Source organism: Streptomyces sp. NPDC059679 (genome assembly GCF_042734105.1).
Lineage (GTDB): Bacteria > Actinomycetota > Actinomycetes > Streptomycetales > Streptomycetaceae > Streptomyces.
On record NZ_JBHWES010000033.1, the window covers coordinates 70,308 to 93,966 of the forward strand.

The following is a 23,659-nucleotide window of genomic DNA, read 5'->3' on the forward strand; positions in this document are numbered from 1 at the left end:
TGAAGGTTCGGCTGTCGCCCGCTAGCTTCTCTGCAGCGTGCGAGTGACACCCGCGATGATGGCGGTCGTCAGCACCCAGCCGAAGGCGATCAGCAGGTAGGCCAGCCACTGGAGGCTGTCGTTCGACCAGTACCAGGCCGTGCGCTGGCCCAGACCACCGATGGGGATCAAGAGGTCGAGTGTGTAGACGAGGGGTTGGAACGGGGCGCCTTCGCCCTGTTTGACCGGGATGGGGGAGTGAGCGCCGAAGGAGAGCGTGCCCAGCAAGGTCAGCGCGAGGAGCCAGACGCCGGCCAGCCAGGGGCGGTAGCCATAACCGACGGTCACGTCGAGCAAGTGCCCCCACACACGCGTGACCAGGGGCAGAGTTTGACGCCGATGGCGCTGTTTGGCCAGGAGGACGCGGCGGGCGTCGTCGTCATGGCCGCCCTTCCGGTACCAGCTCGCCAACTGCTCGTAGGGCTGTGGGTTGTAGCCCGGGCTGCGTCGTATCCACGCCACCCGGCGTGCCACGGAGTCCGGCTGCCCCGCCGCCTCCCGCCGCTCCCCTGCCTCGTCCCCCTTGACGGAGCCGTAGACGAAGCCGTCCAACTCCACCACGTCCGGCCAGATGTGCTCGCTGTCGTGGAGGTAGGACACCTGCGCGCCCCGCAGGTCCACGGTGCCGGACGGCCGCCGGGCCAGGGTGAGGTCGAAGTCGACGGCCTGCATCCGCAGGGCGTCCAATGACGGGCCGTGGCCGTCGGGCGGCCCGTTCAGGACGGCTCCTTCGAAGGTCAGGTTGTCCGAGATCCGGGCACCCCGCAGCCGTACGGTCCCGTTCGCGATGAACCCGTCGGAGAAGTCGAGCGTCGAGGCCACGGCGTTGTCCAGGGCGAGCGCCACCCCGCGCCGACCGGGGCGCTCCAGTAGTGCACCCCTCATATGCAGTCCGCCTGGCAACTGTGCCCCCATGAGGCGGACTTCGCCGTGCGCGACGAACCCGTCCCCGCAGTAGACGCCGCCCTCCGCGACCAGCCCGCCGGCGGACACCGCCCACTCGCGCGGTGCGGTGATCTCAGCTCCGTTGAGGTTCACGGCACCGCTCACGTGGCCGTTGATGAGCGACAAGGCGGTGACCCTGCGGTGGAAGGGCGAGGCAGAGCCGCTTTCCAGGCGAGAGCGGCGCAGGTCGAGGCGTCCCTCGATACGGATCATGCCGACTTCCACGCCCGGCACCCGGCTGCCCACGATCGCGATCGACTGGGTCGACGCTCCGGAGAGATCCACACCCTCCTCGAACCAGCAGTCCTCGAGCCAGAGGGCGTGAGCGATCTGCGCGCCGGCCAGGTTGAGGTGCCCGGATATCCGCCCCCCGGCGAGCCTCAGACACGCTACCGCGCCCGGCTGTGCGGTGTTCGCACCCAAGAGGAGCGCCACGATCACGGCGGCCCGAACCGTCCGCCCGAGGCCCCACTGCCGACCCTCGGCGACACGGTCGTCCTCGGGCACCCCCGTACGCAGGTCCACGCGGCGTCCCTCGGGGAACGCGTCCCACAGCTCGCGCTCCGGTGATGTCAACTCGTCGTAGGAGAGCACTCATGCAGAGTAGTGATCTTCCTCCGTGCTCGCCCTGCCCCCGCGCGCGTCAGAGGGCCGCCGCGTCCACCGCCTTCTGGTGTGGCTACTCTCGTCCCTCCATCGATGCATCGATCGTGACCGCAGGAGAGCAGGCCATGCGCAACGCCGCCGTAACGCCCGAGGGCGACCGGATCCGCTGGGTCGAGCTGCCGGGGCAGGAGCCGCCACGCGTCTACGTACACGGCCTGGGCGCCACATCGCCCGCCTACTTCGCGGAGGTCGCGCTGCACCCCCTCCTGGCCGGCCGCCGCTCGCTGCTGATCGACCTGCTGGGTCACGGCATCAGCGACCGGCCGACGGACTTCGACTACACGCTGGAATCACACGCCGATACGCTCGCCGCGGCGCTGGCCGGCGCAGATGTCACCGGCGCCGAACTGATCGCCCACAGCATGGGCGGCTCGGTGGCCATCGTCCTCGCCGCCCGCCACCCCCATCTGGTCTCCCGCCTGGTCCTCGTCGACGCCAACCTCGACCCGATCCCGCGCAAGCCCGGCTCTTCGGGCAGCAGCGGTATCGCCGCGTACACGGAAGAGGAGTTCCTGGCGGGCGGCTGGCAAGAGGTCCGCGACCGGGTCGGCCCCCACTGGTGGTCCACGATGCGCCTGGCCGGCCGCGAGGCACTGCACCGCAGCGCACTCCACCTCACCCGCGGCACCGTCCCCACCATGCGCGAGCTGCTGCTCGACCTGAAGATCCCCCGCACCTACCTGCTCCCCGAGGCCGACGCCCCGCTCCCGGGCACCGAAGCGCTCACCGAGGCCGGAGTGTCCGTCGTCGCGATCCCGGACTGCGGACACAACATCATGCTGGACAACCCGGACGCCTTCGCCCACGCGACAGCGACGGCACTCGCGGCCCCTGTCCGGGGTTGACCCGCCGCGCGCCCACGGGCCGCTCCCATCTCGTGCCGCCGTCGGCTCACACCGGCGGTGTCGACGGACACCGGCCGGCCCTCGTCTCCCTGATGGGCCCCGGAATCGGCGACAATCATGGATGTGCTCGGCGGCGTCGCCAACGCGGAGCTGCGCGAGGATCAGGTGCGGCTCGTGTCCGGGCTTCCCGGGGTGATGGCCCTGATGACGAACCCCTGGGCGGCCGCGTATGGCTCCGCCGAGTTCCTGAGGACGTGGGCCGAGCAGCCCGGCTTCCGGCTCCTCAAGTAGTCGCTACTGCGGGAGTCGGTCGAAGTCGCCGCGCTTGACGCCTCGTATGAAGGTGGCCCACCGGGCCGGGGCGGTGGTGATGACGGCGGTCGGGTCGTCGCTCTCGCGCAGGAGTATGAGGTTTCGGGGTGACGCGGCGACTTCCACGCAATCGGAGCTGACCTGACCGCTACTGAAGCTTGACTTCCGCCACGAAGGCATGAATGGGGTTCCCTTCACAGTAGGTACAGCAAGTGCTGGATGAGCTGGAGCGAGTCTCGCTTCGTATAGCACTCGCGCCCAGCCCGAAGCGCAATCGGCGACAGCGCCACCGCACTCAGGTGCTCGAAGGCGGCGTTGTACTGGGCCAGGTGCTCCCGGTCGCCGAGGAAGACGGACGAGACCGGATGCTCGACGTAGACGGTACTCAGCTCTGGCACCCGGCCGTCCAGGATGCCGAAAGGGGCGCCAGGGGTAGCGGCCGCGTTGACGGCCGCCTGGAATGGGAGCAACTGAATGCGCACCTGAGGCAGCTCCGCCATCTTGACAAGATGCTCGATCTGACGACGCATGACGTCAGCGGACACGAACTGCATGAGCAGAGCGGCCTCATGGATGACCGCATGGCCCGGTGGGTGGCTGAGCTTAAGGCTGGCTCCGCTGCGCTCCGCCGCAACTGCTGCCGCGCGGTGGCCAAGCCGGTCAGTCCAGCGGTGCGCTCGACTGGGTGCGCGAGCGCGACGAACGGGCCGGCGACCGCTAGGCGGCATGGTCCTAACGCCGCGCGCGGGCATCGTCTCGCGCCTTCGGCGCACAGCGGCCAACAGCGGGAAGGGGCGGGGGCGCCGGGGGCTTCGTCGCCGTCCAGCCCAAGGGGTCCGGTTCGGGCCTTCCACCCGCCTGCTCTTAAAAAAGTGCTTGCTCTACATCAAGTACTGCATCAAGTGTTTTTCTGAGAGCAGGTGGCGGGAGAGGCGATCCCGTCCCCCGGTGCCCGCCCATCCGTCGCGCTCCCAGGCCCCCGTTGAGCGCACCGCTGGTCCCCTCGATCGGCCACCGCGCGGCAGCAGCTGCGGCGGAGCGCAGCGGAGCCTGTCCTGAGCTCAGCTACTCGCCGGGCCGAGGAATCGGGACAACGGGTCGGCCGCCGCCTTCCCCCTTCTCGCCGGCGCTTTGGACCCGGAGGGTCCGAGACGAAACCCGCACCCGCCCGAACCGAATGCCGCGAGACGGCGCACAGGCGCAGGCGAAGCGAAGCCCACCGCGCAGCGAAGCGCACCCGCACCCGCACCCGCACCCACGAGGCCGACGACGAGTCAAGCCGCGTGCACGAGGGCCAGGAACGGCAGTATCACGGCGGCCACCTCGTCCGGTACTTCCTCGGCGAGGTCGTGTCCGGCGTCGAAGACGTGGCCGGTGACGTCGTGGGCCATGAGCCGCATCTGGGTCTCGTTGCGGTCGCCGATGAAGGCCGAGCCGCCGAGGGCGAGTACCGGGATGTCCAGCTTCTTCCGGGCTGCCTGACGGTTCTGTTCGGCGTCGATGAGCATGGCCCGGTAGATGGCCAGCATCGAGCGGATGCCGCCGGGCATGGAGTAGCAGCGTACGTATTCGTCGACTGCTTCGGCGGTGGCTGTGTCTGGGTGGCTGCGTTCGTTCTTGAGCATGTACGTGATGAGTTCACGCTCGTGCCCGGCGATCAGCATCTCGGGGACGTCCGGCTGGAAGTAGAAACCCAGATGCCACAGGTGCATCCCGCTCAAGACGTTCTCGGGGGTGAGAGCGGTGTGGTCCTCGAAGCCGAACCCGGGGAACAGCGCCTCGGCGAAGACCAGGGCGTTGACGTGAGCGCGGTGGCGGGCGGCGAGTTGGTAGCCGATGACCGCTCCCCAGTCCTCTCCCATCACGCTGTAGGACTCGTGGCCGAGGTGGGCCATCAGCGCGGCGATGTCGTCGCTCATTGTCGCCGAGTCGTATCCGTCCGCGGGGTGGGCGGAGTCGCCGAGGCCGCGGAGGTCCGGTACGACGACGGTGTGATGCGGCGTCAGTTCGGGGACGAGGTGTCGCCAGTGGTAGCCGGTCTTGGGTACGCCGTGCAGCAGCACCACCGCCGGGCCGGAGCCACCGGTCCGGTAGTGCAGACTCGTTCCGTTGGTGGTGGCACGGCCCGTGCTGACGGGGGCTCCGTGGTGGTCGAAGGTCATACCCTGTCAGCTCTCCTGGTGTGCTTCGCGGCGAATGTCGATCACGAGGCCGCTCGGTCCGTTCCTGGTCGCGGTCACTGGACCGGCGTGATGACCGGCGGGGCGCAGGACGACGTTGTCCGGGTAGAGCCGGCCGAGCAGGGCCAGAACGACGGTGTTGTCCTGCGCGGTGGCGTCCAGGGTGGCATCGCCGCCCTCCGTCCACACCAACCCCGGTGCGCGCAGTACGGCCCACGTGTCCGCGGTTCGGGTGTCGCCGGGTGCCTCGGGGTGTGCGGCGGGGTCCTGGCGGTGGGCGAAGCGGTGGCCGCGTAGGCATTGGCCGAGGTCGACGCGGGCGGTGGCGTCGTTGTGGGCCGCGTGGGTCACTTCGACGTGGGCGGTGCGGGTCCCGTCGACGACCGGTTCGGCCACGATACGGGCGGTGATCGGCCCCGGAGTTCCGGTGGTGGGCGACAGGTGCTCGATGAGCGTGCGGGGTGCGGCGTAGTAGTCCCGCACCTCGGCGACGTAGGTGGCGGATTCACCGGCAGCCGGGTCGGGGCGCCAGGTCAGCAGGTGTCGGGGCGCGGTGAGGGGTGGCGCGTCGACGACGGCGGGCAGGACGGTGCCGCCGTCGTGGTCGAAGCCGTAGCCTTCGGGGCGCGAGCCGTCGGGGCCGGAGCTGCCGGTGATGGTGTGGCGGGCGAAGTTCACGATGCTGGTGTGCCGGATCTGGCGGACCAGGAGTTCGGTGAGGAAACGGTCGCGGGCCGGCTCGGTGTGCCGCAGTCCGGTCGGCGTGACGCGGAGCGGGACGTCCTGCCAGTTGGTGAAGGGCAGCAGGGCGTCGCGCAGCAGGACCATCTGGTGCAGCCATTCGTTGTACAGCTGCATCGTGACGGGGCCGCCGCGGCGGCCCATGAGCAGGTCGGTCGCGGGGTGGGTGAGCAGATGGCCGTAGCAGTGGCTGCGGACGGCGAGTGGGCCCGCGGGCAGTGATATCCGGTGGGTGAGCAGCCGGTCCAGAGCCGCTGTCGCCCATGAGGCGATCTCCCGGCCGATGGTCTCGGCCTGTGCGCCCAGTTCGCGGGTCGCCGAGGCGGCGTCGGGACCGAGGGCCAGTGGCAGCGAGGTCTCCCGGGTGCCGAGGCCGAGCGTCGCGTGGATCTGGGCGCCGAGTATCTCGCGGTCGACGCTTTGCAGGGCGTCGACGACGCCCTGCAGCAGCGGTTCGGTGCCGGTGAAGAACTCGCGGGCGGTCATGGTGCCCGTCGCCGGGAAGGTGTTCCATCGGTTGCCGCCGAGGGCGGGTGTGGTCGAGGTCCGTGAGGGGGGCATGGGTCCTCCGGGTGTCGATAATTTTTCTGGAGCGTCCGATACAGATTGAGGGCATGAAAAAGTCAGTCGAGGGTCGCCAGCGCGACCTCCACAAGGGGTTCGAGGGCGCGCTGGTCCGGTGTGACCTTCGAGGAGACAAGCAGCCCGTTGAGGAAGGTGACAAGGAAGGCGGCGAGGGTGTGCGGGTCGTGCCGCGGCGCGATCTCGCCGCGCTCCGCCGCCACCCGCAGCACTTCGGCAAGCGCCTCCTGGCTGGCGCCCAGTACGTCACGCACGGTGCGCCGAGTGGCCGCGTCCTCCGGTACGCGTTCGCAGGCGGCGTTGATCAACAGGCAGCCCCGGCCGTCGCGTTCGACGGCGATCCGGATCCGCTCGACCAGCATCGTACGGATCGCCGACCGGGCGTCCGCCCCCTCGTCGAGGCTGCGTAGCGCGGCCGCCGCGAACGTGGTGCGGTAGTGCTCCAGCGCGGCCCGGTACAGGCCGTCCTTGTCGCCGAACGCGGCGTAGAGGGAGCCCTGACCGATCCCGAGGTGCCGGGTCAGGTCGCGCACCGAGGTGCCCTCGTATCCGCGCGCCCAGAACAGCTCCATCGCGCGGCTCACCGCCGCCTCGGTGTCAAACTCCCGCGTCCTTGCCATGCGTTCACCATAATCTATCTGGATCGAGTGCTCAAGAAAGCGCCCCCGGCCGTGGCCGGGGGCGTGCCAAGGGCCGCTACGCGCCGCCTTCCGCCGTCCAGATCCTGCTGCGCAGATCCGTACCGCGCAGCACCTGCACCCGCCATGGCTCGATGCGCACCACGTGGTACTCCGGGTCCGTCGGTCCGCCGTGCCAGTAGCCGCGGGGGTCGTAGCCGACGCCGGGTGGGCTGCCCTTGCGGTAGAGCTCCCAGACGGGGAGGAGTACCCGCGCCCGGGGGCGGTTCTTCCTATCGACGGTGATCATGGTCGCGTACGCGATATCGCCGATGTACTGGAAGAACTCGCCCTCCACATCCGAGAAGGAGCCGACCTTCAGCGTCATGTCGCCGCCGCCCCGTCACGGGGCCGACCGCGGAGGCCGAAGGCACTGATGAGCGTGGCCGCCCCGGCCGCGATCAGCGGGACGAACAGGGCGGCGTGGTAGCCGTCGAGCAGGGCCTGCGGGGATCCGTCCGCGCCCGTGGCGGCGACGTTGACGGCGGTGACGGTGGACAGGCCGAGGGCGGCGCCGAACTGGAAGGAGGTGTAGAGCAGACCTCCGGCCAGGCCCTGCTCCTCCTCCTGGACGCCTTCGGTCGCGATGATGGTGAGCGGGCCGTACGCCAGGGAGAAGGCCAGGCCGAGGGCGATGAAGCTGGGGAACATCGCCGCGTACGTCCAGTCCTCGCCGACCGGCAGGAACAGGGCGTACGACAGCGCGGCCAGCACCAGGCCGCCGAAGACGACCCGCGCGTTGCCGAAGCGGTTGACGAGCTTGGGGGTGAGCGTGGGTGAGAGCGCGGCGTCGATACCGATCACCAGGAGCGCGAGGCTGGTCTCGACCGTGGACCAGCCGCGCAGCTCCCGCAGGTACAGCACGGCGATGAACTGGAAGCCGAAGAAGCCGCCGGCGAAGAACAGCGCGGAGAGGTTGGCGCGTACGAGGGCGCCGCTGCGGAAGATCCCCAGCCGCACCAGCGGCGCGGCCGCCCGGCGTTCGGTCAGTACGAAGGCGGTGAGGAGTACGAGGCCGGCGGCGAGCGTGCCGAGCGTCTGGCCGAGGCCGGTGTGGGCGGCGCGTTCGACGGCGAGGACGAGGAGCACGATCGCGCCGGTGACGGTGAGCGCCCCGAGCAGATCGACGCGCTGTCCGGTGCGTTCGGGCCGCGGGGACTTGGGGACCAGGGCCAGCGCGGCGATCAGGATGAGGAACGACAGGACCACGGGCGCGAAGAACACCCAGCGCCAGTCGGCCGAGGTCAGCAGCCCGCCGACGACCAGGCCGACGGAGAAGCCACCGGCCGCGGTGCCGGAGTAGATCAGGAGGGCCTTGTCGCGCTGCGGCCCCTCCTCAAAGCTGGTCGTGATGATGGACAGTCCGGCCGGAGTCATGAACGCGGCCGCGACCCCGGTCACAAAGCGGGCGACGATGAGCGTCGGTCCACCGTCGGCGAAGCCGCCCAGGCCGGAGAAGAGCAGGAAGACGGTCAGCCAGAGCAGGAACATCTGCCGACGGCCGAAGAGGTCCGCCGCTCTTCCGCCCAGCAGCATGAACCCGCCGTAGCCCACGACGTACGCGCTCATCACCCACTGCAGCTCACCGGTGGACATCCCCAGGTCGGCGCGGATCGACGGCAGGGCCACATTGAGCATGGCCACATCGATGCCCTCCAGGAAGATCGCTCCGCACAGCACGAAGAGCACACCCCAGCCGCGCCCGCTCAAGCGGGCGGCACCGGACTCGGGGACGGTCTCCCGCGGTGGTGACTCGGACGGCGCAGACGGCGTGGACACAGCACAGCTCCTTGAGAGAAGAAGGAAAGAGGGAAGAAGAGGGGACGCGTCGCACGCGGTTACCGGGACGCCGGTCAGTTCCCTCTTGTTACCGTCTCGATCCTGATGCACCCTGAACGACCGTGGAAGAAGGCACTTTGAAGTCACCGAGTCACTGCACGGGAACCGACGACGACAACGTCCGCCAGTGGGACACCCGGGAGGGCTGTGAGGTCCGGCAGATCCTCGACCGCGTGGCCGACAAGTGGTCGCTGCTCGTCATCGCCCTGCTCGACGTCCGCACCATGCGCTTCACCGAGCTGCGGCGCGAGATCGACGGGGTCAGCCAGCGCATGCTGACCGTGACGCTGCGCCATCTGGAGCGCGACGGGCTGGTGCGCCGTACGGTGCATCCGGTCGTCCCGCCGCGCGTGGACTACCAGCTCACTCCGCTGGGCGCGACGCTGCACGACACCATTCAGGCGCTCGTCACCTGGACCGAGGACCACCAGGACGAGATCGCCGCCGCGCGCACCGCGTACGACCAGTGCGAGGCCAAGGCCGGGGCCGAATCCACGGCCGGGGTCTGAGCCGGTCCCGGTACGCGTACCCGTACGCGTACCCGTATCGGATGCGCCGGGGGGGGCTCCGATCGTTGTCGACCGCCTCTCAGGACGGGACGGGCAGAGGACAAGGGGTAATCGCACCCGCCACGCCCAGGTCACTCCCAGGTCAACCCTTGGAGGGAAGATGGATGCCCCACGCGATGTCCACGCCGGTGAGAAGCGCTATGACTCCGTGGACCTTTCGTCCCTCGCCTTCTGGTCGCAGACCGCCGAGCAGCGGGAGCGGTCCTTCGCCCTGCTGCGCGCCGAGCGGCCGGTGTCCTGGCATCGGCCGGTGGAGGGGAGGTTGTTGCCGGACCCGGATGACACGGGCTTTTGGGCCGTCGTCCGGCATGAGGACATCGTGACGGTCAGCCGCCGCTCCGATCTGTTCGCCTCGTCCGCCGGTGTGCTGCTCGAGAACATCCCCGAGGGTGTGGTCGAAGGCTCCCAGTCCCTGCTCGCCATGGACCCACCCCGGCACACCAAGATCAGACGGCTGGTCAGCGGCGCCTTCACCCCGCGGCACATCCTGGGGATGCGACAGCGGATCGATGCCCACGCGCGGCGGATCGTCACCGAGTTGGCTCACCGCTCCGACGGCAGGGCCGACTTCATGCGGGACTGCGCATCGCTGCTGCCCATGCGCGTGATCTCCGATGTGATGGGCATCCCCCGCGAATGGCAGGACACCGTGGCCGCGACGGTCTCCCGGAGCATCAGCGGCACGGACGAGGAAGGCGGGGAGAGCGGGCACGAGCAGAGCCCGTTGGAGCTTCTGGTCGAGGGCCATCGCAGACTGCGCGACATGGCCCTGAATCTGGCCGGGTTACGGCGTGGCCGCCCGGCCCAGGACCTGATGACCGTCCTGGTCCAAGCCGAGGTCGACGGGGACCGGCTGACCGACGACGACATCGCGGACTTCTTCCTGCTGCTGTGTCTGGCGGGCAACGACAGCACGACGCTGACCATCGGCCACGGGCTCAGGCTGCTCACCGACCTGCCCGAGCAGCGGGCCTGGCTGCTGGCCGACCTCGACGGCCGGATCGGCTCCGCGGTGGAGGAGATCCTGCGCTACGCCACACCCGTGCTGACCTTCCGCCGTACGGCGGTGGCCCCCACCCGGCTGGGCGGCCGGCACATCTCGGCCGGGGACAAGGTGGTGATGTTCTACGCCTCGGGCAACCGCGACGCGGCCGTCTTCCGCGAACCGGACCGTTTTGACCTCGCCCGCGACCCCAACCCCCATCTGTCCTTCGGCGGTGGCGGTGCGCACTACTGCCTGGCGGCCCAGCTCGCCAGGGCACAGCTGAGGATCCTCTTCCGGGAACTGCTGCGGGTCCTGCCCGATATCGAGGCGGGTGAGCCCGAGTTTGTGACCGGGACGTCCATCCACGGAATGACGCGGCTGCCCTGCCGGTTCACGCCCACGGCGGGAGCGCGGTGAGCTCCACGACGGCTGCCGCGATGCCCAGGCCGGGGCCGGAGCCGACCATCAGGACGCGGTCGCCGGGGCCGAGTTCGCCGGCCATGAGCAGATGCTCCAAGGAGACCAGCTGGTCGCCGGCCATCAGGTGGCCCACCCCGCGGCCGAAGCCCCAGGCGGACTGCTCCAGGGTGCGGCTCAGGGAGGACAGCCACGCGTCGGCCAGTTCCCGGTTCGCATGGGCGGTGACGACGCGGGTCATGTCCTCGGCGGTGACGCCCGCCTCGTCGAGGGTTTGGGCCATCAGCTCGCCCTGGGCCTTGATCACCCTCAGCATCCAGTCCTTCGGTGCGTCGTCACCGCCGAGGAATTCCCGCTGCCTGGCGCCCAGGTCGAGCGGCACTGGCCGGGCCGAGCCGGACGGTTCCAGTGGCTGGGTGCCGCGGTGCAGGGCTTCGAGTTCCGGTACGGCCTTGGAGTTGACGGACAGCAGCCGGGCGAAGCCCGCGGACCGGGTGAGCACCAGCGCTGCCGCGCCGTCGGCGAGGAGATAGCCCGGGCTCGCCCGCCAGCGGTCCACCAGAGGTGAGCCCATGTTGTCGGCCGCGACGATCAGCGCCGCCTCGCTGCCGCCGCCCCGAAGGTGCGCCGCCGCCAGTTCGAGGGCCCCGAAGACGCCGTTGCACCCCTGTCGTACGCCCACCGCCAGCAGATCGCCACCGACCGCCTCGCGCATCACATACGACTGCGGAAGCCAGCCGTCGGGGCCGCAGCGGTAACCCTCGACGTAGAGCAGCAGCCCCAGCTCCGAGATATCGCCGCCCCAGCGCCCCAGGGCCGTACGGACCGCGCGGACTCCCATCTCCGGCGCGGGGGTGTCGCCCGCGACGGCCGCGCCGAGCAGACCGGAGCGCTCCGCTTCGGCGGCGTCCAGCCATCCCCGCCGGACGGCCTCGGTCACGCTGACGCTGTCGGGCAGATAGGTCCCGACGGCGGCGATGTACACATCCGATGTCCGCATCTACGTACACCCTTCCGCACCTGTCCGTGGATTCAGGTTCGACTTTTCTCCGTATACGCCGACGCGGAAGAGAGGCGGTCGCTTCCAACTCGAATACACCTCAGCCGACGACGGAGTCCGTGAATTTCTTTTTCCCCTCCCTTGCGACCGTCGAGCGTTGCGGCTACACCTGAAATTCGCTTTTCCCGAAACAGGAGGGCGGCCCCATGGACTTCACACTCAGCGGACAACAACGCGACCGTTGCGCCGGCGTCCTGGCCCGAGCGCAGGCCGCCTTCCCCACCGGGTCGGGCCACCATCGGCCCACGGCGTACCCGGCGCACCCGGCGCACCCGGCGTACACCCGCGCCGAATGGTCCCGCCTCGCCGCCCTGGGGCTGCTCGGGGCGAGCGTGCCGACGGCGGAAGGCGGCGGTGGGCTCGGCGCGTTGGACACCGCGCTCGTCTTCGAGTCCGCCGGCCGCGGCTGCGGGGACACCGGAATTCTGTTCGCCGCCGCCGCTCATCTGTTCGCCTGCGGAATGCCGATCCTCGATTTCGCGCCACCTGATACGCGTAAACGGCTGCTCCCCCGAATGTGCTCCGGGGAGCTGATCGCCGGAAACGCCATGACGGAGCCGGAATCCGGCTCGGATGTGGCCCGGCTGGCGGTGACCGCGCGGCGGGTCACGGACGGTTTTCTGCTCAGCGGCACAAAGAGCTTTGTGAGCAATGGACCGGTGGCCGATGTGTTCGTGACGTACGCGACCACCGATCCGCAGGCCGGGCATCTGGGGGTGACCGCGTTCGTCGTCGAGCGTGGCGCGCCAGGGCTGGCCGTGGGGCAGCCGCTGGACAAGATGGGGCTGCTGTCGTGTCCCGCCGCGGCGGTGACGTTCGACGACTGCTTCGTACCGGACGAGCAGGTGCTCGGCGCCCCCGGCCAGGGCGGCGCGATCTTCCAGCACTCCATGCGGTGGGAGCGGTCCTGCCTCTTCGCGGTGTATCTGGGAGTGCAGCAGCGGCTGCTCGACCGGTGCGTGGAGCACGTACGGCAGCGCCGGCAGTCCGGCAGGCGACTGGCCGAGTTCCAGTCGGTGAGCAACCGGGTCGTCGATATGAAGCTGCGGCTGGAGAGCGGGCGGCTGCTGCTCTACCGGGCGTGCGACGCGCTGGACCGCGACGACCCGGACGCCTCCCTGTGGGTTTCGCTGTCCAAGCTGGCTGTCTCCGAGGCGGCCGTGGCCAGTTCGCTGGACGCCATGCAACTGTTCGGCGGCCGGGGCTATCTGCGCGAGGAGGGCATCGAGGCGGCGGTCAGGGACGCGCTCCCGACGACCGTCTTCTCCGGAACCTCCGAGATCCAGCGGCAGTTGATCGCAAGGAGCATGGGACTGTGAGCCTTGGGACTGTGAGCCTGCACCGGCTGGTGGTCGAAGCGGCCGAACGCACCCCGGAGGCGCCAGCCGTCCACGATATGACCGGCGGCCTCAGCTACGGCCGGCTCGACGCGCTCGCCGACCAGTACGCCGCCGCGCTGCTCGACGCGGGCGTACGGGCCGGGGACCGGGTGCTGCTGTGGACGGGCAAGAGCGCCGACGTGGTCGCGCTGATGCAGGCCGTGCTGCGGATCGGGGCGATCTATGTGCCGGTGACGCCGTCGAACCCGATCGGCCGGGTCCGCCGGATCGTCGCGGACTGCCGCCCGTCGCTGGTGGTGACCGACCTCGACGACGCCCCCGACCCGGCGGACCTGGACCTGGACGGTCCGCGGGTCGCGGTGGTCGACCGCACCGCGCTGCGGGACGCCGCCGAGCCGGGACGACGCCCCGCACACCACCTCGCCGCACCCGACGACCCCGCGTACATCCTCTACACCTCGGGCTCCACCGGCGAGCCCAAAGGCGTCTGCCTGAGCCACCGCAACGCGCTGTCCTTCATCGACTGGGCCGCCGAAAAGCTGCGGCTGCGGCCCGCCGACCGGCTGGCCAACCACGCGCCCTTCACCTTCGACCTGTCGGTGTTCGACCTCTACGGCGCCTTCCGGGCCGGGGCCTCGGTGCATCTCGTCCCCGACACCTTGGCCCACGCACCCGACCAGCTCATCGATGTGCTCGCCCAGCGGCGGATCACCGTCTGGTACTCGGTGCCGTCGGCGTTCCTGCTGTTGCTGCGCGAAGGGCGACTGCTGGACCGGGGGCCACTGTCCCTGCGCGCCTGCGTCTTCGCGGGCGAAGCCTTCCCACTCAAGGACGTCAAGCGGCTGCGCGCGGCCTGGCCCGGCGTACGGCTGCTCAATTGGTACGGCCCGACGGAGACCAATGTCTGCACGTCCTACGAGGTGACCGCCGCCGATCTGGTCCGTACGACGCCGCTCCCGATCGGCGCCGGGTGCTGCGGGAACGACGTACGCCTGGAGCCCCGGCCGGACGGTACGGCCGAGATCGTCGTCAGCGGCCCGACCGTGATGCTGGGCTACTGGGGCCGGCCGCCGCACCACGGCCCGTACCGGACCGGGGACCTCGGCCGCCGCGATACCCGCGGCGATCTGGAGTATCTGGGCCGGTTCGACGACCTGGCGAAGGTGCGCGGGCACCGGGTCGAGCCGGGTGAGGTGGAAGCCGCCCTCGGCGCGCATCCGGCGGTCGGGGATGTGGTGGTACTCGTCTCGGGCGGCAGCGACACGGCACGGCTCCACGCCGTCGTCGTGCCCCGCCCCGGGCAGCGGCCACAACTGCTCGACCTCAAGAGGCACTGCGCCTCGCTGCTCCCCAGCTACATGATCATCGACGCGGTGCACACCGTCGAGGCCATCCCCCGCGGCCCCAACGGCAAGACCGACCGCGCCGCCCTCGCACGGGAGTTGCGGACGAGGGAGCCGGATCGCCGCGCCTGACCGCCCTGCCCCCGCCCCTCAATAGATGGAGTCACCGTGCCCGACACCGAACGCTCGGCCCTGCTGGACACGCTTCTCGGCTATATCCGGCACGAGTTGGTCGCCGATCCGGACCTCGCCGAGATCACCCCGACCACACCGCTGCTGGCCTGGGGCATCCTGGACTCGATCCGGACCGCGCGGCTGCTGGCCCATCTGCGGGACGAACTCGGTGTCCTGGTGCCGGCCACCCATCTGACGGGCGGCCACTTCAAGGACGTGGAGAGCATCGCCGATCTCGTGCTGTCCCTGCGTCAGCCCTCGTAGTCGTAGAACAGCCGGTCCACCACCGCCCGCGCCCGCCGCGTCGTACGGCGGTAGTCGTCGAGCATCTGGCCGACCATACCGGGCCCGTAGCCCAAGTAGCGGGAGACCGCCGCCAGCTCGCGGCTGTCGCCGGGGAACGTGTCGCCGGGGCGGCCACGGACCAGCATGATGCCGTTGCGCGCGCGGGTGGCCAGCACCCATGCCTCGTCCAGGGTCTGCGCGTCCTCCGCGCCGATCAGCTCGGCGGCGTGGGCGGCGGCCAGGGCCTCGCGGGTGCGGGTGGTGCGCAGGCCCGGTTCGGCCCAGCCGTGGCGCATCTGGAGCAGCTGCACCGTCCACTCGACGTCGGACAGGCCGCCGCGGCCCAGCTTGGTGTGGGTGGTGGGGTCGGCGCCTCGGGGCAGCCGTTCGGACTCCATCCGGGCCTTGAGCCGCCGGATCTCGCGGACCGCGTCGTCGCCCAGACCCTCGGCGGGGTAGCGCAGCGGGTCGATCAGCTCGATGAAGCGGGCGCCGAGTTCGGGGTCGCCCGCGACCGGCTCGGCGCGCAGCAGCGCCTGGCTCTCCCACACCAGCGACCAGCGCCGGTAGTAGGCGGCGTACGAGGCGAGGGTGCGCACCAGCGGGCCGGACTTGCCCTCCGGCCGCAGATCGGCGTCGATGGCCAGCGGTGGGTCGACGGTGGGCAGCTGGAGCAGCCGCCGCATCTCGTTGGCCACGGCGAACGCGGCGCGCGCGGCTTCCTGTTCGTCCACGCCCTCGCGCGGCTCGTGGACGAACAGCACATCCGCGTCCGAGCCGTAGCCCAGCTCATGGCCGCCGAACCGGCCCATCCCGATGACCGCGAAGCGGGTGGGCAGCTCGTCGCCCCACTTCGCGCGCACCGCGGCGCGCAGCGCGCCCGCGATCGTCGCGGCGTTGAGGTCGGAGACGGCGTCCCCGACCAGATCGACCATCGCGGTGGGGTCCAGCGGCGGCTCGGCCACCCCCGGCACGCCCGTGGCCGCGGTGGCCGTGGCCGCGGTGGCCGTGGCGCCATGAGCGGCCCCGGCGCCATGCGCGGTCCCGGCCGGCTTCGCCGCCCCGGCGGGGCGGAGCGGGCCCGGGGTGCCCGGCCTGCTGGCCGGGGGCCGCGCGCCGCCGGCCGCCGCGAGCGCCCCGCTGCCCACCGCGCCCGCGCCGCCGGGCGGCGGCAGGCTCACGGACGGCTGTACGGCACCGTTCGCATGGCGCGCGCTCTCGATGATGTCGGCGGCCGCGGTACGGAACAGCTCCCGCCGCCGCACCCCGCGCGCCGCCGCGACCGCCGCCTCCGCGCCCTCGGCGCGGCCGACCGCCGCCAGCGTCTCCTGCTCCAGGTGCGGCCGGCCGCGCGGCCGCAGCCCCTCCGGGTCGCCGAGCAGCGCGACCGCCTCGGGGGCGCGCAGCAGCAGATCGGGGGCGAGCCGCCCCGCGGACAGCACTCGCGCCAGATTCTCCGCGGCGGCGCCCTCGTCGCGCAGCAGCCGCAGATACCAGGGCGTCTTGCCCAGGGCGTCGGAAACCTTCCGGAAGCCCAACAGCCCGGCGTCCGGATCGGCAGAGTCGGCGAACCAGCCCAGCAGCACGGGCAGTAGCGTACGCTGAATCGCTGCTTTACGGGTCACACCGGACGCCAACGCCTCCAAATGTCGTAGCGCGGCGGCCGGATCGGCGTAGCCGAGCGCTTCCAGGCGCTGGCCCGCGGCCGCGGAGCTGAGCCGGGTCTCGCCAGGTTCCAGTTGGGCGACCGCGTCCAGCAGCGGCCGGTAGAACAGCTTCTCGTGCAGCCGCCGGACCTCGCGCGCGTGGCGCCGCCACACCGTGCCCAGCTCGGCCACCGGCTCCGTGCGGAAGCCCAGCGAGCGGCCCAGGCGCCGCAGATCGGCCTCGTCCTCGGGCACCAGATGGGTGCGGCGCAGCCGGTACAGCTGGATGCGGTGCTCCATGGAGCGCAGAAAGCGGTACGCGGCGTCCAGCGCGGCCGCGTCGGAACGCCCCACATAGCCGCCCGCCGCCAGCGCCGCCAGCGCGTCGAGCGTGGTGCCGCTGCGCAGCGCCTCATCGGACCGGCCGTGCACCAACTGCAGTAGCTGGACGGCGAATTCGACGTCGCGCAGGCCCCCGGGGCCGAGCTTGAGCTCACGCTCTATCTCGGCGACGGGGATGTTCTCGACGACGCGGCGGCGCATCTGCTGGACGTCGGGGACGAAGTTCTCGCGCTCGACGGCCTGCCACACCATGGGCGCGAGGGCGTCCACGTACGCCTGGCCGAGCTCCGCGTCGCCCGCGACCGGCCGGGCCTTGAGCAGCGCCTGGAACTCCCAGGTCTTGGCCCACCGCTGGTAGTACGCCAGATGGCTGGACAGGGTGCGCACCAGCGGCCCGTTGCGCCCCTCGGGGCGGAGGTTCGCGTCGACCGGCCAGATGCTGCCCTCGACGGTGGCCTCGGAGCAGATCCGCATCAGCCGGGAGGCGAGCCGGGTCGCGGCCTGCACCGCCTTGCCCTCCTCGGCCCCCGCCACGCCCTCGGCTACGAAGATGACGTCCACATCGGAGACGTAGTTGAGCTCCCGGCCGCCGCATTTGCCCATGCCGATCACCGCGAGCCGGCACGCCGCGGCGTCCTCGGGCTGCTCCTCGGCGGCGATCTCCAGCGCGGCGCGCAGCGTGGCGGTCGCCAGATCGGCCAGCTCGGCGGCCGCCTGGGCCACGTCGGTGGTGCCGCACACATCGCGGGCGGCGATGGCCAGCAGCGCCCGTCGGTAGGCGATGCGCAGCGCGTCGGGCCGGGGCCGCCCCGCCCCGTCCGGGCCCCAGATGCCCTCGGCCAGCGCCCGCTCGAACTCGGGGGTGGTCGGATGCAGATCCGCCGACTCGTACATCACCAGGGCCTGCCAGTCCCCCGGGTGCCGGGCCAGATGGTCGCCCAGCGCCTCGGACGCGCCGAGCACCCCGAGCAGCCGGTCGCGCAGCGGCTTGGCGGTGACGAGGGTGTCCAGCAGCGCCTGCCGCGAACCGCCGGCCGCCCCGTCCGCCGCCGCGCCGTCCGGCAGCGCCTCGACGAGCCGTACGAGCCCGCGCAGGGCCAAGTCGGGGTCCGCGGACGCGCCCAGCGCCTCCAGCAGCACCGAATCGCTCCGTACGCCGGACAGCTCGGGCGAGTCCAGCAGCCGCTGGGCGGCGGAGGCGTCGGTGAAGCCGTGCCGCAGCAGCCGGGTGAAGTTACTGCTTCTGCGTCCCTGCGGTACGGACATGCCGCCGCCTCCCGTGCCTCTCGAGTGCCGCCGCCCATGGCCCCGCGCCACCGGTGACCAGGGCGGGCCCGATGACGAGCCTAGGCCCACGGGCACAGCCCGCGCCTACAGCACCGGCAGGTTCTTCCGCAGCTCGAAGGGGGTGACCTCGGAGCGGTACTCCTCCCACTCCTGCTTCTTGTTGCGCAGGAAGAAGTCGAAGACGTGCTCGCCGAGCGTTTCGGCGATCAGCTCGCTGCGCTCCATCAGGTAGATGGCCTCGCCCAGGTTCTGCGGCAGCGGTTCGATGCCCAGGGAGCGCCGCTCCGCGTCGGACAGCGCCCATACGTCGTCGTCGGCGCCGGCCGGGAGCTCGTAGCCCTCCTCGATGCCCTTGAGGCCCGCGGCGAGCAGCACGGCGTAGGCGAGGTAGGGGTTGGCGCCGGTGTCGAGGGAGCGGACCTCGACGCGGGTGGAGCCGGTCTTGCCGGGCTTGTAGAGGGGCACGCGGACCAGCGCCGAGCGGTTGTTGTGGCCCCAGCAGATGTACGAGGGGGCCTCGCCGCCGGCGCCCGCGGTGCGCTGTGAGCCGCCCCAGATGCGCTTGTAGGAGTTGACCCACTGGTTGGTGACCGCGGAGATCTCCCCGGCGTGGCGCAGCAGGCCCGCGATGAAGGAGCGGCCGACCTTGGAGAGCTGGAACTCGGCGCCGGACTCGTAGAACGCGTTCCGGTCGCCCTCGAAGAGGGAGAGGTGGGTGTGCATACCGGAGCCGGGGTACTCGGAGAACGGCTTGGGCATGAACGTGGCCTGCACGCCCTGCTCCAGCGCCACCTGCTTCATCACCAGCCGGAACGTCATGATGTTGTCGGCGGTGGACAGCGCGTCGGCGTAGCGCAGGTCGATCTCCTGCTGGCCGGGGGCGCCCTCGTGGTGGGAGAACTCGACCGAGATGCCCATCGACTCGAGCATGGTGATGGCCTGGCGGCGGAAGTCCATGCCGATGTTCTGCGGGGTGTGGTCGAAGTAGCCGGAGGAGTCGGCGGGCTCCGGGCGGCTGCCGTCCACGGGCTTCTTGCTGAGCAGGAAGAACTCGATCTCGGGGTGGGTGTAGAAGGTGAACCCGAGGTCGGAGGTCCTGGCCAGGATCCGCTTGAGCACAAAGCGGGGGTCGGCGAACGACGGGGAGCCGTCCGGCATCAGGATGTCGCAGAACATCCGGGCGGTGCCGGGGGCCTCGGCGCGCCAGGGCAGGATCTGGAAGGTGCTCGGGTCCGGCTTGGCGATCATGTCGGACTCGTAGACCCGGGCGAAGCCCTCGATCGCGGAGCCATCGAAGCCGATGCCCTCGTCGAAGGCGCCTTCGAGCTCGGCGGGCGCGACGGCGACGGACTTGAGGAAGCCGAGCACGTCGGTGAACCACAGCCGCACGAACCGGATGTCGCGCTCTTCGAGGGTGCGGAGCACGAACTCCTGCTGCTTATCCATGGTCCCCTATCCTTACAGGTCAGACGGCACTTGGGGTACGCGTGGGGCACCTGTGGACCCCAGTATCACCTGGCGGGGTTTCGGAGAGGTTTCCGACCGCTCCCCCGGCGTCCCCGCCACGATGTGTGCATCGTACTTTCATGCGGCCCCGGACGGCCCCGAGCACTTCGCACACGGGCCCGCCACCAGGGTTTCGATACCCCTTGGGGGTAAAGTGTGGCCGACGTCGGCACACGCCGACACCGATCGTAGGGGCCGTGGCCGACCGGAGCGACCGGAGGAAGGCAATGCTCGGACAGCGCCAGCGACAGGGCATATAGGAGCGCGTCCGCCCACCCCGCACCCCGGCGCGGGCGAGGCGTACGCGCCGCCCCACCACGCAGCTCACACACATCGGCCATTGGGGTGCCCACTCATGCACGCATTCACTCGCCGCGCCGTGCTCGGTGCGGGAATCGCCGTCGCGGGCGGCAGCGGACCGCTCACTTCCTGCTCCGCCCCGTCCTCCGCGTCCGACGGCTCGCGGGCCGGCTCCGGTAACGCCGGCGCTCCGGCCGCCGCCGCGGAGCCCGCGCCCGAGGGCTATGTCTCCCCCCACGGCGAGGAGGTCGCCGCCGCCCACCGGGAGCGGGGGCCGGTACGGGAGATCCGGCTGACCGCCACCACCACCTCGCTCGACCTCGGCGCCCGTACGGTCAGGACCTGGGCGTACGACGACGAGCTGCCCGCCCGGCCGATCCGGGTCACCGCGGGCGACACCCTCGCGGTCCGGGTCGCCAACCACCTGCCGCACTCCACCACCGTGCACTGGCACGGCATCTCCCTGCGCAACGACATGGACGGCGTCCCCGGGGTGACCCAGCCGCCGATCAAGGCCGGGGCCTCCTTCGACTACCGCTTCACGGTGCCGGACCCGGGCACGTACTGGTTCCATCCGCACTCCGGAGTCCAACTGGACCGGGGGCTGTACGCGCCGCTGATCGTCGACGACCCCAGGGAGCCGCTGGAGTACGACGAGGAGTGGATCGTCGTGCTCGACGACTGGGTCGACGGGGTGGACGGCAGCACCCCGGACGAGGTGCTGGACGAGCTCGGCGGCGGCATGGCCGGCATGCACGGGATGGACGACACGGGCCCCGGCGACGGCTCCGGCAAGGGCGTCCGGGACGACTCCGGGAACGACGGGGACGGCGACGGCCCCCGCCCGCCCCGCACCGGCCCGTCCCGGATCCTCAGTGGCGCCAGGAGCCGGCTGCTGGGCGGCGACCCGGGCAATGTGGCGTACCCGTACTACCTGGTCAACGGCCGCACCCCGGACGCCCCCCGGACCTTCCGCGCCAAGCCCGGCGACCGCGTCCGCATCCGCATCATCAACGCGGGCGGCGACACCGCCTTCCGCGTCGCGCTCGGCGGCCACACCATGACGGTCACCCACACCGACGGCTTCCCCGTCGAGCACACCACCACCGACGCGCTGCTGCTGGGCATGGCCGAGCGCTACGACGTGGTGGTCACCGCCCAGGACGGGGTCTTCCCGCTGATCGCGCTCGCCGAGGGCAAGGGGCGCGCCGCGATGGCCCTGCTGCGCACCAGCGAGGGCGCCAGTGCGCCACGGCCGTCCGTACGCCCCAAGGAGCTGGACGGCAGGCTGATCACCGCGGACGAGCTGCGCGCCACGGAGGACGTACGGCTGGGGCCCCGCGACCCCGACCGGACGATCCGCATGCGGATCACCGGGTCCATGAAGAAGTACGACTGGGCGATCAACGGCAAGCCGTACGACCCGTCGCAGCGCTATCCGGTGCGCGCGGGCGAGCGGGTCCGGCTGTCCTTCATCAACGGCACCGACATGTGGCACCCGATGCATCTGCACGGCCACACCTTCCAGCTGCCGGACGGCGGCCCCCGCAAGGACACGACGGTCCTGCTGCCGCACCACAAGGTGAACGTCGACTTCGACGCGGAGAACCCGGGGCTGTGGATGGTCCACTGCCACAACGTCTACCACTCGGAGTCCGGGCTGATGACGATCATCGGCTACCGGAAGTAGCGGGACACTGCCGCCCGGTCTTTGTCGTCATACGAGCCGACGGGGACCGGGCCGTCGTGGGCCGACGTGACAAAGGAGACACGCAGGGCCATCGCGTCAAAGAGACGATTACACTGGTCGCCGTGGATCAACTTCGTCTCGCTCTGAACCAGATCGACTCGACCGTCGGCGACCTCGACGGCAACACCGAGTCGATAGTCCACTGGACCCGGCACTCCGCCGAGCAGGGCGCCCACCTGGTGGCGTTCCCCGAGATGGTGCTGACCGGCTACCCCGTCGAGGACCTGGCCCTGCGCTCCTCCTTCGTCGAGGCGTCCCGCGCCGCGCTGCGCGCGCTCGCCGCCCGGCTGGAGGCCGAGGGCTTCGGCGAGCTGCCCGTCGTCGTCGGCTATCTCGACCGCAGTGAGCGCGCCCAGCCGCGGTTCGGCCAGCCCGCCGGGGCCCCGCAGAACGCCGCCGCCGTGCTGCACCGCGGCGAGGTGATCCTCACCTTCGCCAAGCACCACCTGCCGAACTACGGCGTCTTCGACGAGTTCCGCTACTTCGTCCCGGGCCAGACGCTGCCCATGATCCGCGTGCACGGCGTCGATGTCGCCCTCGCCATCTGTGAAGACCTGTGGCAGGACGGCGGCCGGGTGCCCGCCGCCCGCTCCGCCGGGGCCGGGCTGCTGCTGTCGATCAACGCCTCGCCGTACGAGCGCGACAAGGACGACACCCGCCTGGAGCTGGTCCGCAAGCGCGCCCAGGAGGCGGGCTGCACCACCGCGTACCTCGCCATGATCGGCGGCCAGGACGAGCTGGTCTTCGACGGCGACTCGATCGTCGTCGACCGCGACGGCGAAGTGATCGCCCGCGCCCCGCAGTTCGCCGAGGGCTGTGTGCTGCTCGACCTCGACCTGCCCGCCGCCGACCCCGGTACCGTGCCACAGGGCGTCGTGGACGACGGACTGCGCATCGACCACCTCACGCTCTCCGCGGACCCGCTCCCGGCGTACGAGCCCGAGCTGACCGGCGGCACCGCCGAGCGCCTCGGCGATGACGAGGAGATCTACACCGCGCTCGTCGTGGGCTTGCGCGCGTATGTGGCGAAGAACGGTTTCCGCAGCGTGCTGATCGGCCTGTCCGGCGGCATCGACTCCGCGCTCGTCGCGGCCATCGCATGCGACGCGGTCGGCGCGCAGAACGTGTACGGCGTCGCCATGCCGTCCCGCTACTCCTCCGAGCACTCCATCGCCGACGCCGCCGAGCTCGCCCGGCGCACGGGGCTGAACTTCCGTACGGTCCCGATCGCCCCGATGTTCGACGCGTATATGGAGTCGCTGCACCTCACCGGCCTGGCCGAGGAGAACCTGCAGTCGCGGCTGCGCGGCACGATGCTGATGGCCATCTCCAACCAGGAGGGCCACATCGTGCTGGCCCCGGGCAACAAGTCCGAGCTGGCCTGCGGCTATTCGACCCTGTACGGGGACTCGGTCGGCGCGTACGGCCCCATCAAGGACGTCTACAAGACGTCCATCTTCCGCCTGGCGAAATGGCGCAACCAAGCCGCGGAAGAGCGCGGCCAGACCCCGCCCATCCCGGAGAACTCCATCACCAAGCCCCCGAGCGCCGAACTCCGCCCGGGCCAGGTCGACACCGACTCCCTCCCCGACTACGACGTGCTCGACCAGATCCTGGAGCTGTACGTCGACCGGGACCAAGGCCGGGCGGAAATCGTCGCGGCGGGCTTCGACGACGAGCTGGTCACGCGCATTCTGCGGCTGGTCGACACCGCGGAGTACAAGCGCCGCCAGTACCCGCCGGGCACCAAGATCTCCGCCAAGGGCTTCGGCAAGGACCGCCGCCTCCCGATCACGAACCGCTGGCGCGAACACGGCTGAGGTGGGTGG

Annotated in this window: 20 protein-coding genes; 9 read left to right on the forward strand and 11 right to left on the reverse strand. The window is 71.0% G+C overall.

The window, feature by feature from the left end; translation table 11 throughout:
- Positions 1–21 precede the first annotated feature (21 nt).
- Complete coding sequence (locus ACFV2X_RS30680; RefSeq protein WP_385622567.1) at positions 22–1,578, reverse strand: oxidoreductase; 1,557 nt, start codon at positions 1,576–1,578, stop codon at positions 22–24.
- Positions 1,579–1,715: 137 nt separating this feature from the next.
- Between ACFV2X_RS30680 and ACFV2X_RS30685 the strand changes: the two genes are divergently transcribed.
- On the forward strand, positions 1,716–2,495 hold the full coding sequence (locus ACFV2X_RS30685; RefSeq protein ID WP_385622692.1) for an alpha/beta fold hydrolase: 780 nt from the start codon (positions 1,716–1,718) through the stop codon (positions 2,493–2,495).
- A 117-nt stretch (positions 2,496–2,612) separates the two neighbouring features.
- Positions 2,613–2,786 (forward strand): DUF6368 family protein, encoded by a 174-nt coding sequence (locus tag ACFV2X_RS30690; protein WP_385622570.1) that lies wholly within the window; start codon positions 2,613–2,615, stop codon positions 2,784–2,786.
- A gap of 3 nt (positions 2,787–2,789) precedes the next feature.
- Here ACFV2X_RS30690 and ACFV2X_RS30695 read toward each other — a convergent pair whose 3' ends face one another.
- The 7 genes from ACFV2X_RS30695 to ACFV2X_RS30725 all read right to left on the reverse strand — a co-directional run bounded on the left by ACFV2X_RS30695 (position 2,790) and on the right by ACFV2X_RS30725 (position 8,697).
- Positions 2,790–2,987, reverse strand: a complete 198-nt coding sequence (locus ACFV2X_RS30695; protein WP_385622573.1) for a DUF397 domain-containing protein — start codon at positions 2,985–2,987, stop codon at positions 2,790–2,792.
- Positions 2,988–3,001: 14 nt separating this feature from the next.
- Positions 3,002–3,559 carry a DUF5753 domain-containing protein gene (locus ACFV2X_RS30700; protein WP_385622576.1) on the reverse strand — a complete coding sequence of 186 codons (558 nt, stop codon included), beginning with the start codon at positions 3,557–3,559 and terminating at the stop codon, positions 3,002–3,004.
- Positions 3,560–4,081: 522 nt separating this feature from the next.
- Positions 4,082–4,969, reverse strand: coding sequence for an alpha/beta fold hydrolase (locus ACFV2X_RS30705; RefSeq protein WP_385622579.1), 888 nt, complete (start codon positions 4,967–4,969; stop codon positions 4,082–4,084).
- A gap of 6 nt (positions 4,970–4,975) precedes the next feature.
- The gene (locus ACFV2X_RS30710) at positions 4,976–6,289 is read right to left on the reverse strand and encodes a hypothetical protein (protein WP_385622582.1); all 1,314 of its coding nucleotides are present in this window, start codon (positions 6,287–6,289) and stop codon (positions 4,976–4,978) included.
- A gap of 62 nt (positions 6,290–6,351) precedes the next feature.
- Positions 6,352–6,930 carry a TetR/AcrR family transcriptional regulator gene (locus ACFV2X_RS30715; protein ID WP_385622584.1) on the reverse strand — a complete coding sequence of 193 codons (579 nt, stop codon included), beginning with the start codon at positions 6,928–6,930 and terminating at the stop codon, positions 6,352–6,354.
- Positions 6,931–7,006: 76 nt separating this feature from the next.
- On the reverse strand, positions 7,007–7,315 hold the full coding sequence (locus tag ACFV2X_RS30720; protein WP_385622586.1) for a hypothetical protein: 309 nt from the start codon (positions 7,313–7,315) through the stop codon (positions 7,007–7,009).
- Positions 7,312–8,697 carry an MFS transporter gene (locus ACFV2X_RS30725; protein ID WP_385622695.1) on the reverse strand — a complete coding sequence of 462 codons (1,386 nt, stop codon included), beginning with the start codon at positions 8,695–8,697 and terminating at the stop codon, positions 7,312–7,314. The genes ACFV2X_RS30720 and ACFV2X_RS30725 overlap by 4 nt, the downstream gene beginning before the upstream one ends.
- A 206-nt stretch (positions 8,698–8,903) precedes the next feature.
- On the opposite strand from ACFV2X_RS30725, the gene ACFV2X_RS30730 reads away from it, so the two are divergent.
- Positions 8,904–9,335, forward strand: coding sequence for a winged helix-turn-helix transcriptional regulator (locus ACFV2X_RS30730; RefSeq protein ID WP_385622589.1), 432 nt, complete (start codon positions 8,904–8,906; stop codon positions 9,333–9,335).
- Between the two features lie 160 nt (positions 9,336–9,495).
- The gene (locus ACFV2X_RS30735; RefSeq protein ID WP_385622591.1) at positions 9,496–10,797 is read left to right on the forward strand and encodes a cytochrome P450; all 1,302 of its coding nucleotides are present in this window, start codon (positions 9,496–9,498) and stop codon (positions 10,795–10,797) included.
- Here the strand turns inward: ACFV2X_RS30735 and ACFV2X_RS30740 are convergent.
- The gene (locus ACFV2X_RS30740) at positions 10,772–11,797 is read right to left on the reverse strand and encodes a ketoacyl-ACP synthase III family protein (RefSeq protein ID WP_385622592.1); all 1,026 of its coding nucleotides are present in this window, start codon (positions 11,795–11,797) and stop codon (positions 10,772–10,774) included. The genes ACFV2X_RS30735 and ACFV2X_RS30740 overlap by 26 nt on opposite strands.
- A gap of 206 nt (positions 11,798–12,003) precedes the next feature.
- Here ACFV2X_RS30740 and ACFV2X_RS30745 point away from each other — a divergent pair, with 206 nt between their 5' ends.
- From ACFV2X_RS30745 to ACFV2X_RS30755, 3 genes are read left to right on the forward strand one after another with little or no spacing between them, the layout of a single operon-like run.
- Positions 12,004–13,176, forward strand: coding sequence for an acyl-CoA dehydrogenase family protein (locus ACFV2X_RS30745; RefSeq protein ID WP_385622594.1), 1,173 nt, complete (start codon positions 12,004–12,006; stop codon positions 13,174–13,176).
- Positions 13,173–14,672 carry an amino acid adenylation domain-containing protein gene (locus ACFV2X_RS30750; protein WP_385622597.1) on the forward strand — a complete coding sequence of 500 codons (1,500 nt, stop codon included), beginning with the start codon at positions 13,173–13,175 and terminating at the stop codon, positions 14,670–14,672. The genes ACFV2X_RS30745 and ACFV2X_RS30750 overlap by 4 nt, the downstream gene beginning before the upstream one ends.
- A gap of 36 nt (positions 14,673–14,708) precedes the next feature.
- A complete protein-coding gene (locus ACFV2X_RS30755) occupies positions 14,709–14,978 on the forward strand; it encodes an acyl carrier protein (RefSeq protein ID WP_385622599.1) in 270 nt (89 codons plus the stop codon).
- On the opposite strand, the gene ACFV2X_RS30760 is transcribed toward ACFV2X_RS30755, so the two are convergent.
- Both ACFV2X_RS30760 and glnA read right to left on the reverse strand, forming a co-directional pair.
- Positions 14,966–18,253, reverse strand: coding sequence for a bifunctional [glutamine synthetase] adenylyltransferase/[glutamine synthetase]-adenylyl-L-tyrosine phosphorylase (locus tag ACFV2X_RS30760; RefSeq protein ID WP_385622601.1), 3,288 nt, complete (start codon positions 18,251–18,253; stop codon positions 14,966–14,968). The two genes, ACFV2X_RS30755 and ACFV2X_RS30760, sit on opposite strands and share 13 nt — an antisense overlap.
- 105 nt (positions 18,254–18,358) lie before the next feature.
- Entirely contained in the window at positions 18,359–19,720 is a 1,362-nt protein-coding gene (glnA, locus tag ACFV2X_RS30765) for a type I glutamate--ammonia ligase (protein ID WP_089506296.1), read from the reverse strand.
- A 415-nt stretch (positions 19,721–20,135) separates the two neighbouring features.
- On the opposite strand from glnA, the gene ACFV2X_RS30770 reads away from it, so the two are divergent.
- Both ACFV2X_RS30770 and ACFV2X_RS30775 read left to right on the forward strand, forming a co-directional pair.
- Positions 20,136–21,770, forward strand: a complete 1,635-nt coding sequence (locus ACFV2X_RS30770; RefSeq protein WP_385622604.1) for a multicopper oxidase family protein — start codon at positions 20,136–20,138, stop codon at positions 21,768–21,770.
- Positions 21,771–21,892: 122 nt separating this feature from the next.
- Positions 21,893–23,650: an NAD+ synthase gene (locus ACFV2X_RS30775; RefSeq protein WP_385622607.1), complete on the forward strand. Its 1,758-nt coding sequence runs from the start codon at positions 21,893–21,895 to the stop codon at positions 23,648–23,650.
- Positions 23,651–23,659 lie beyond the last annotated feature (9 nt).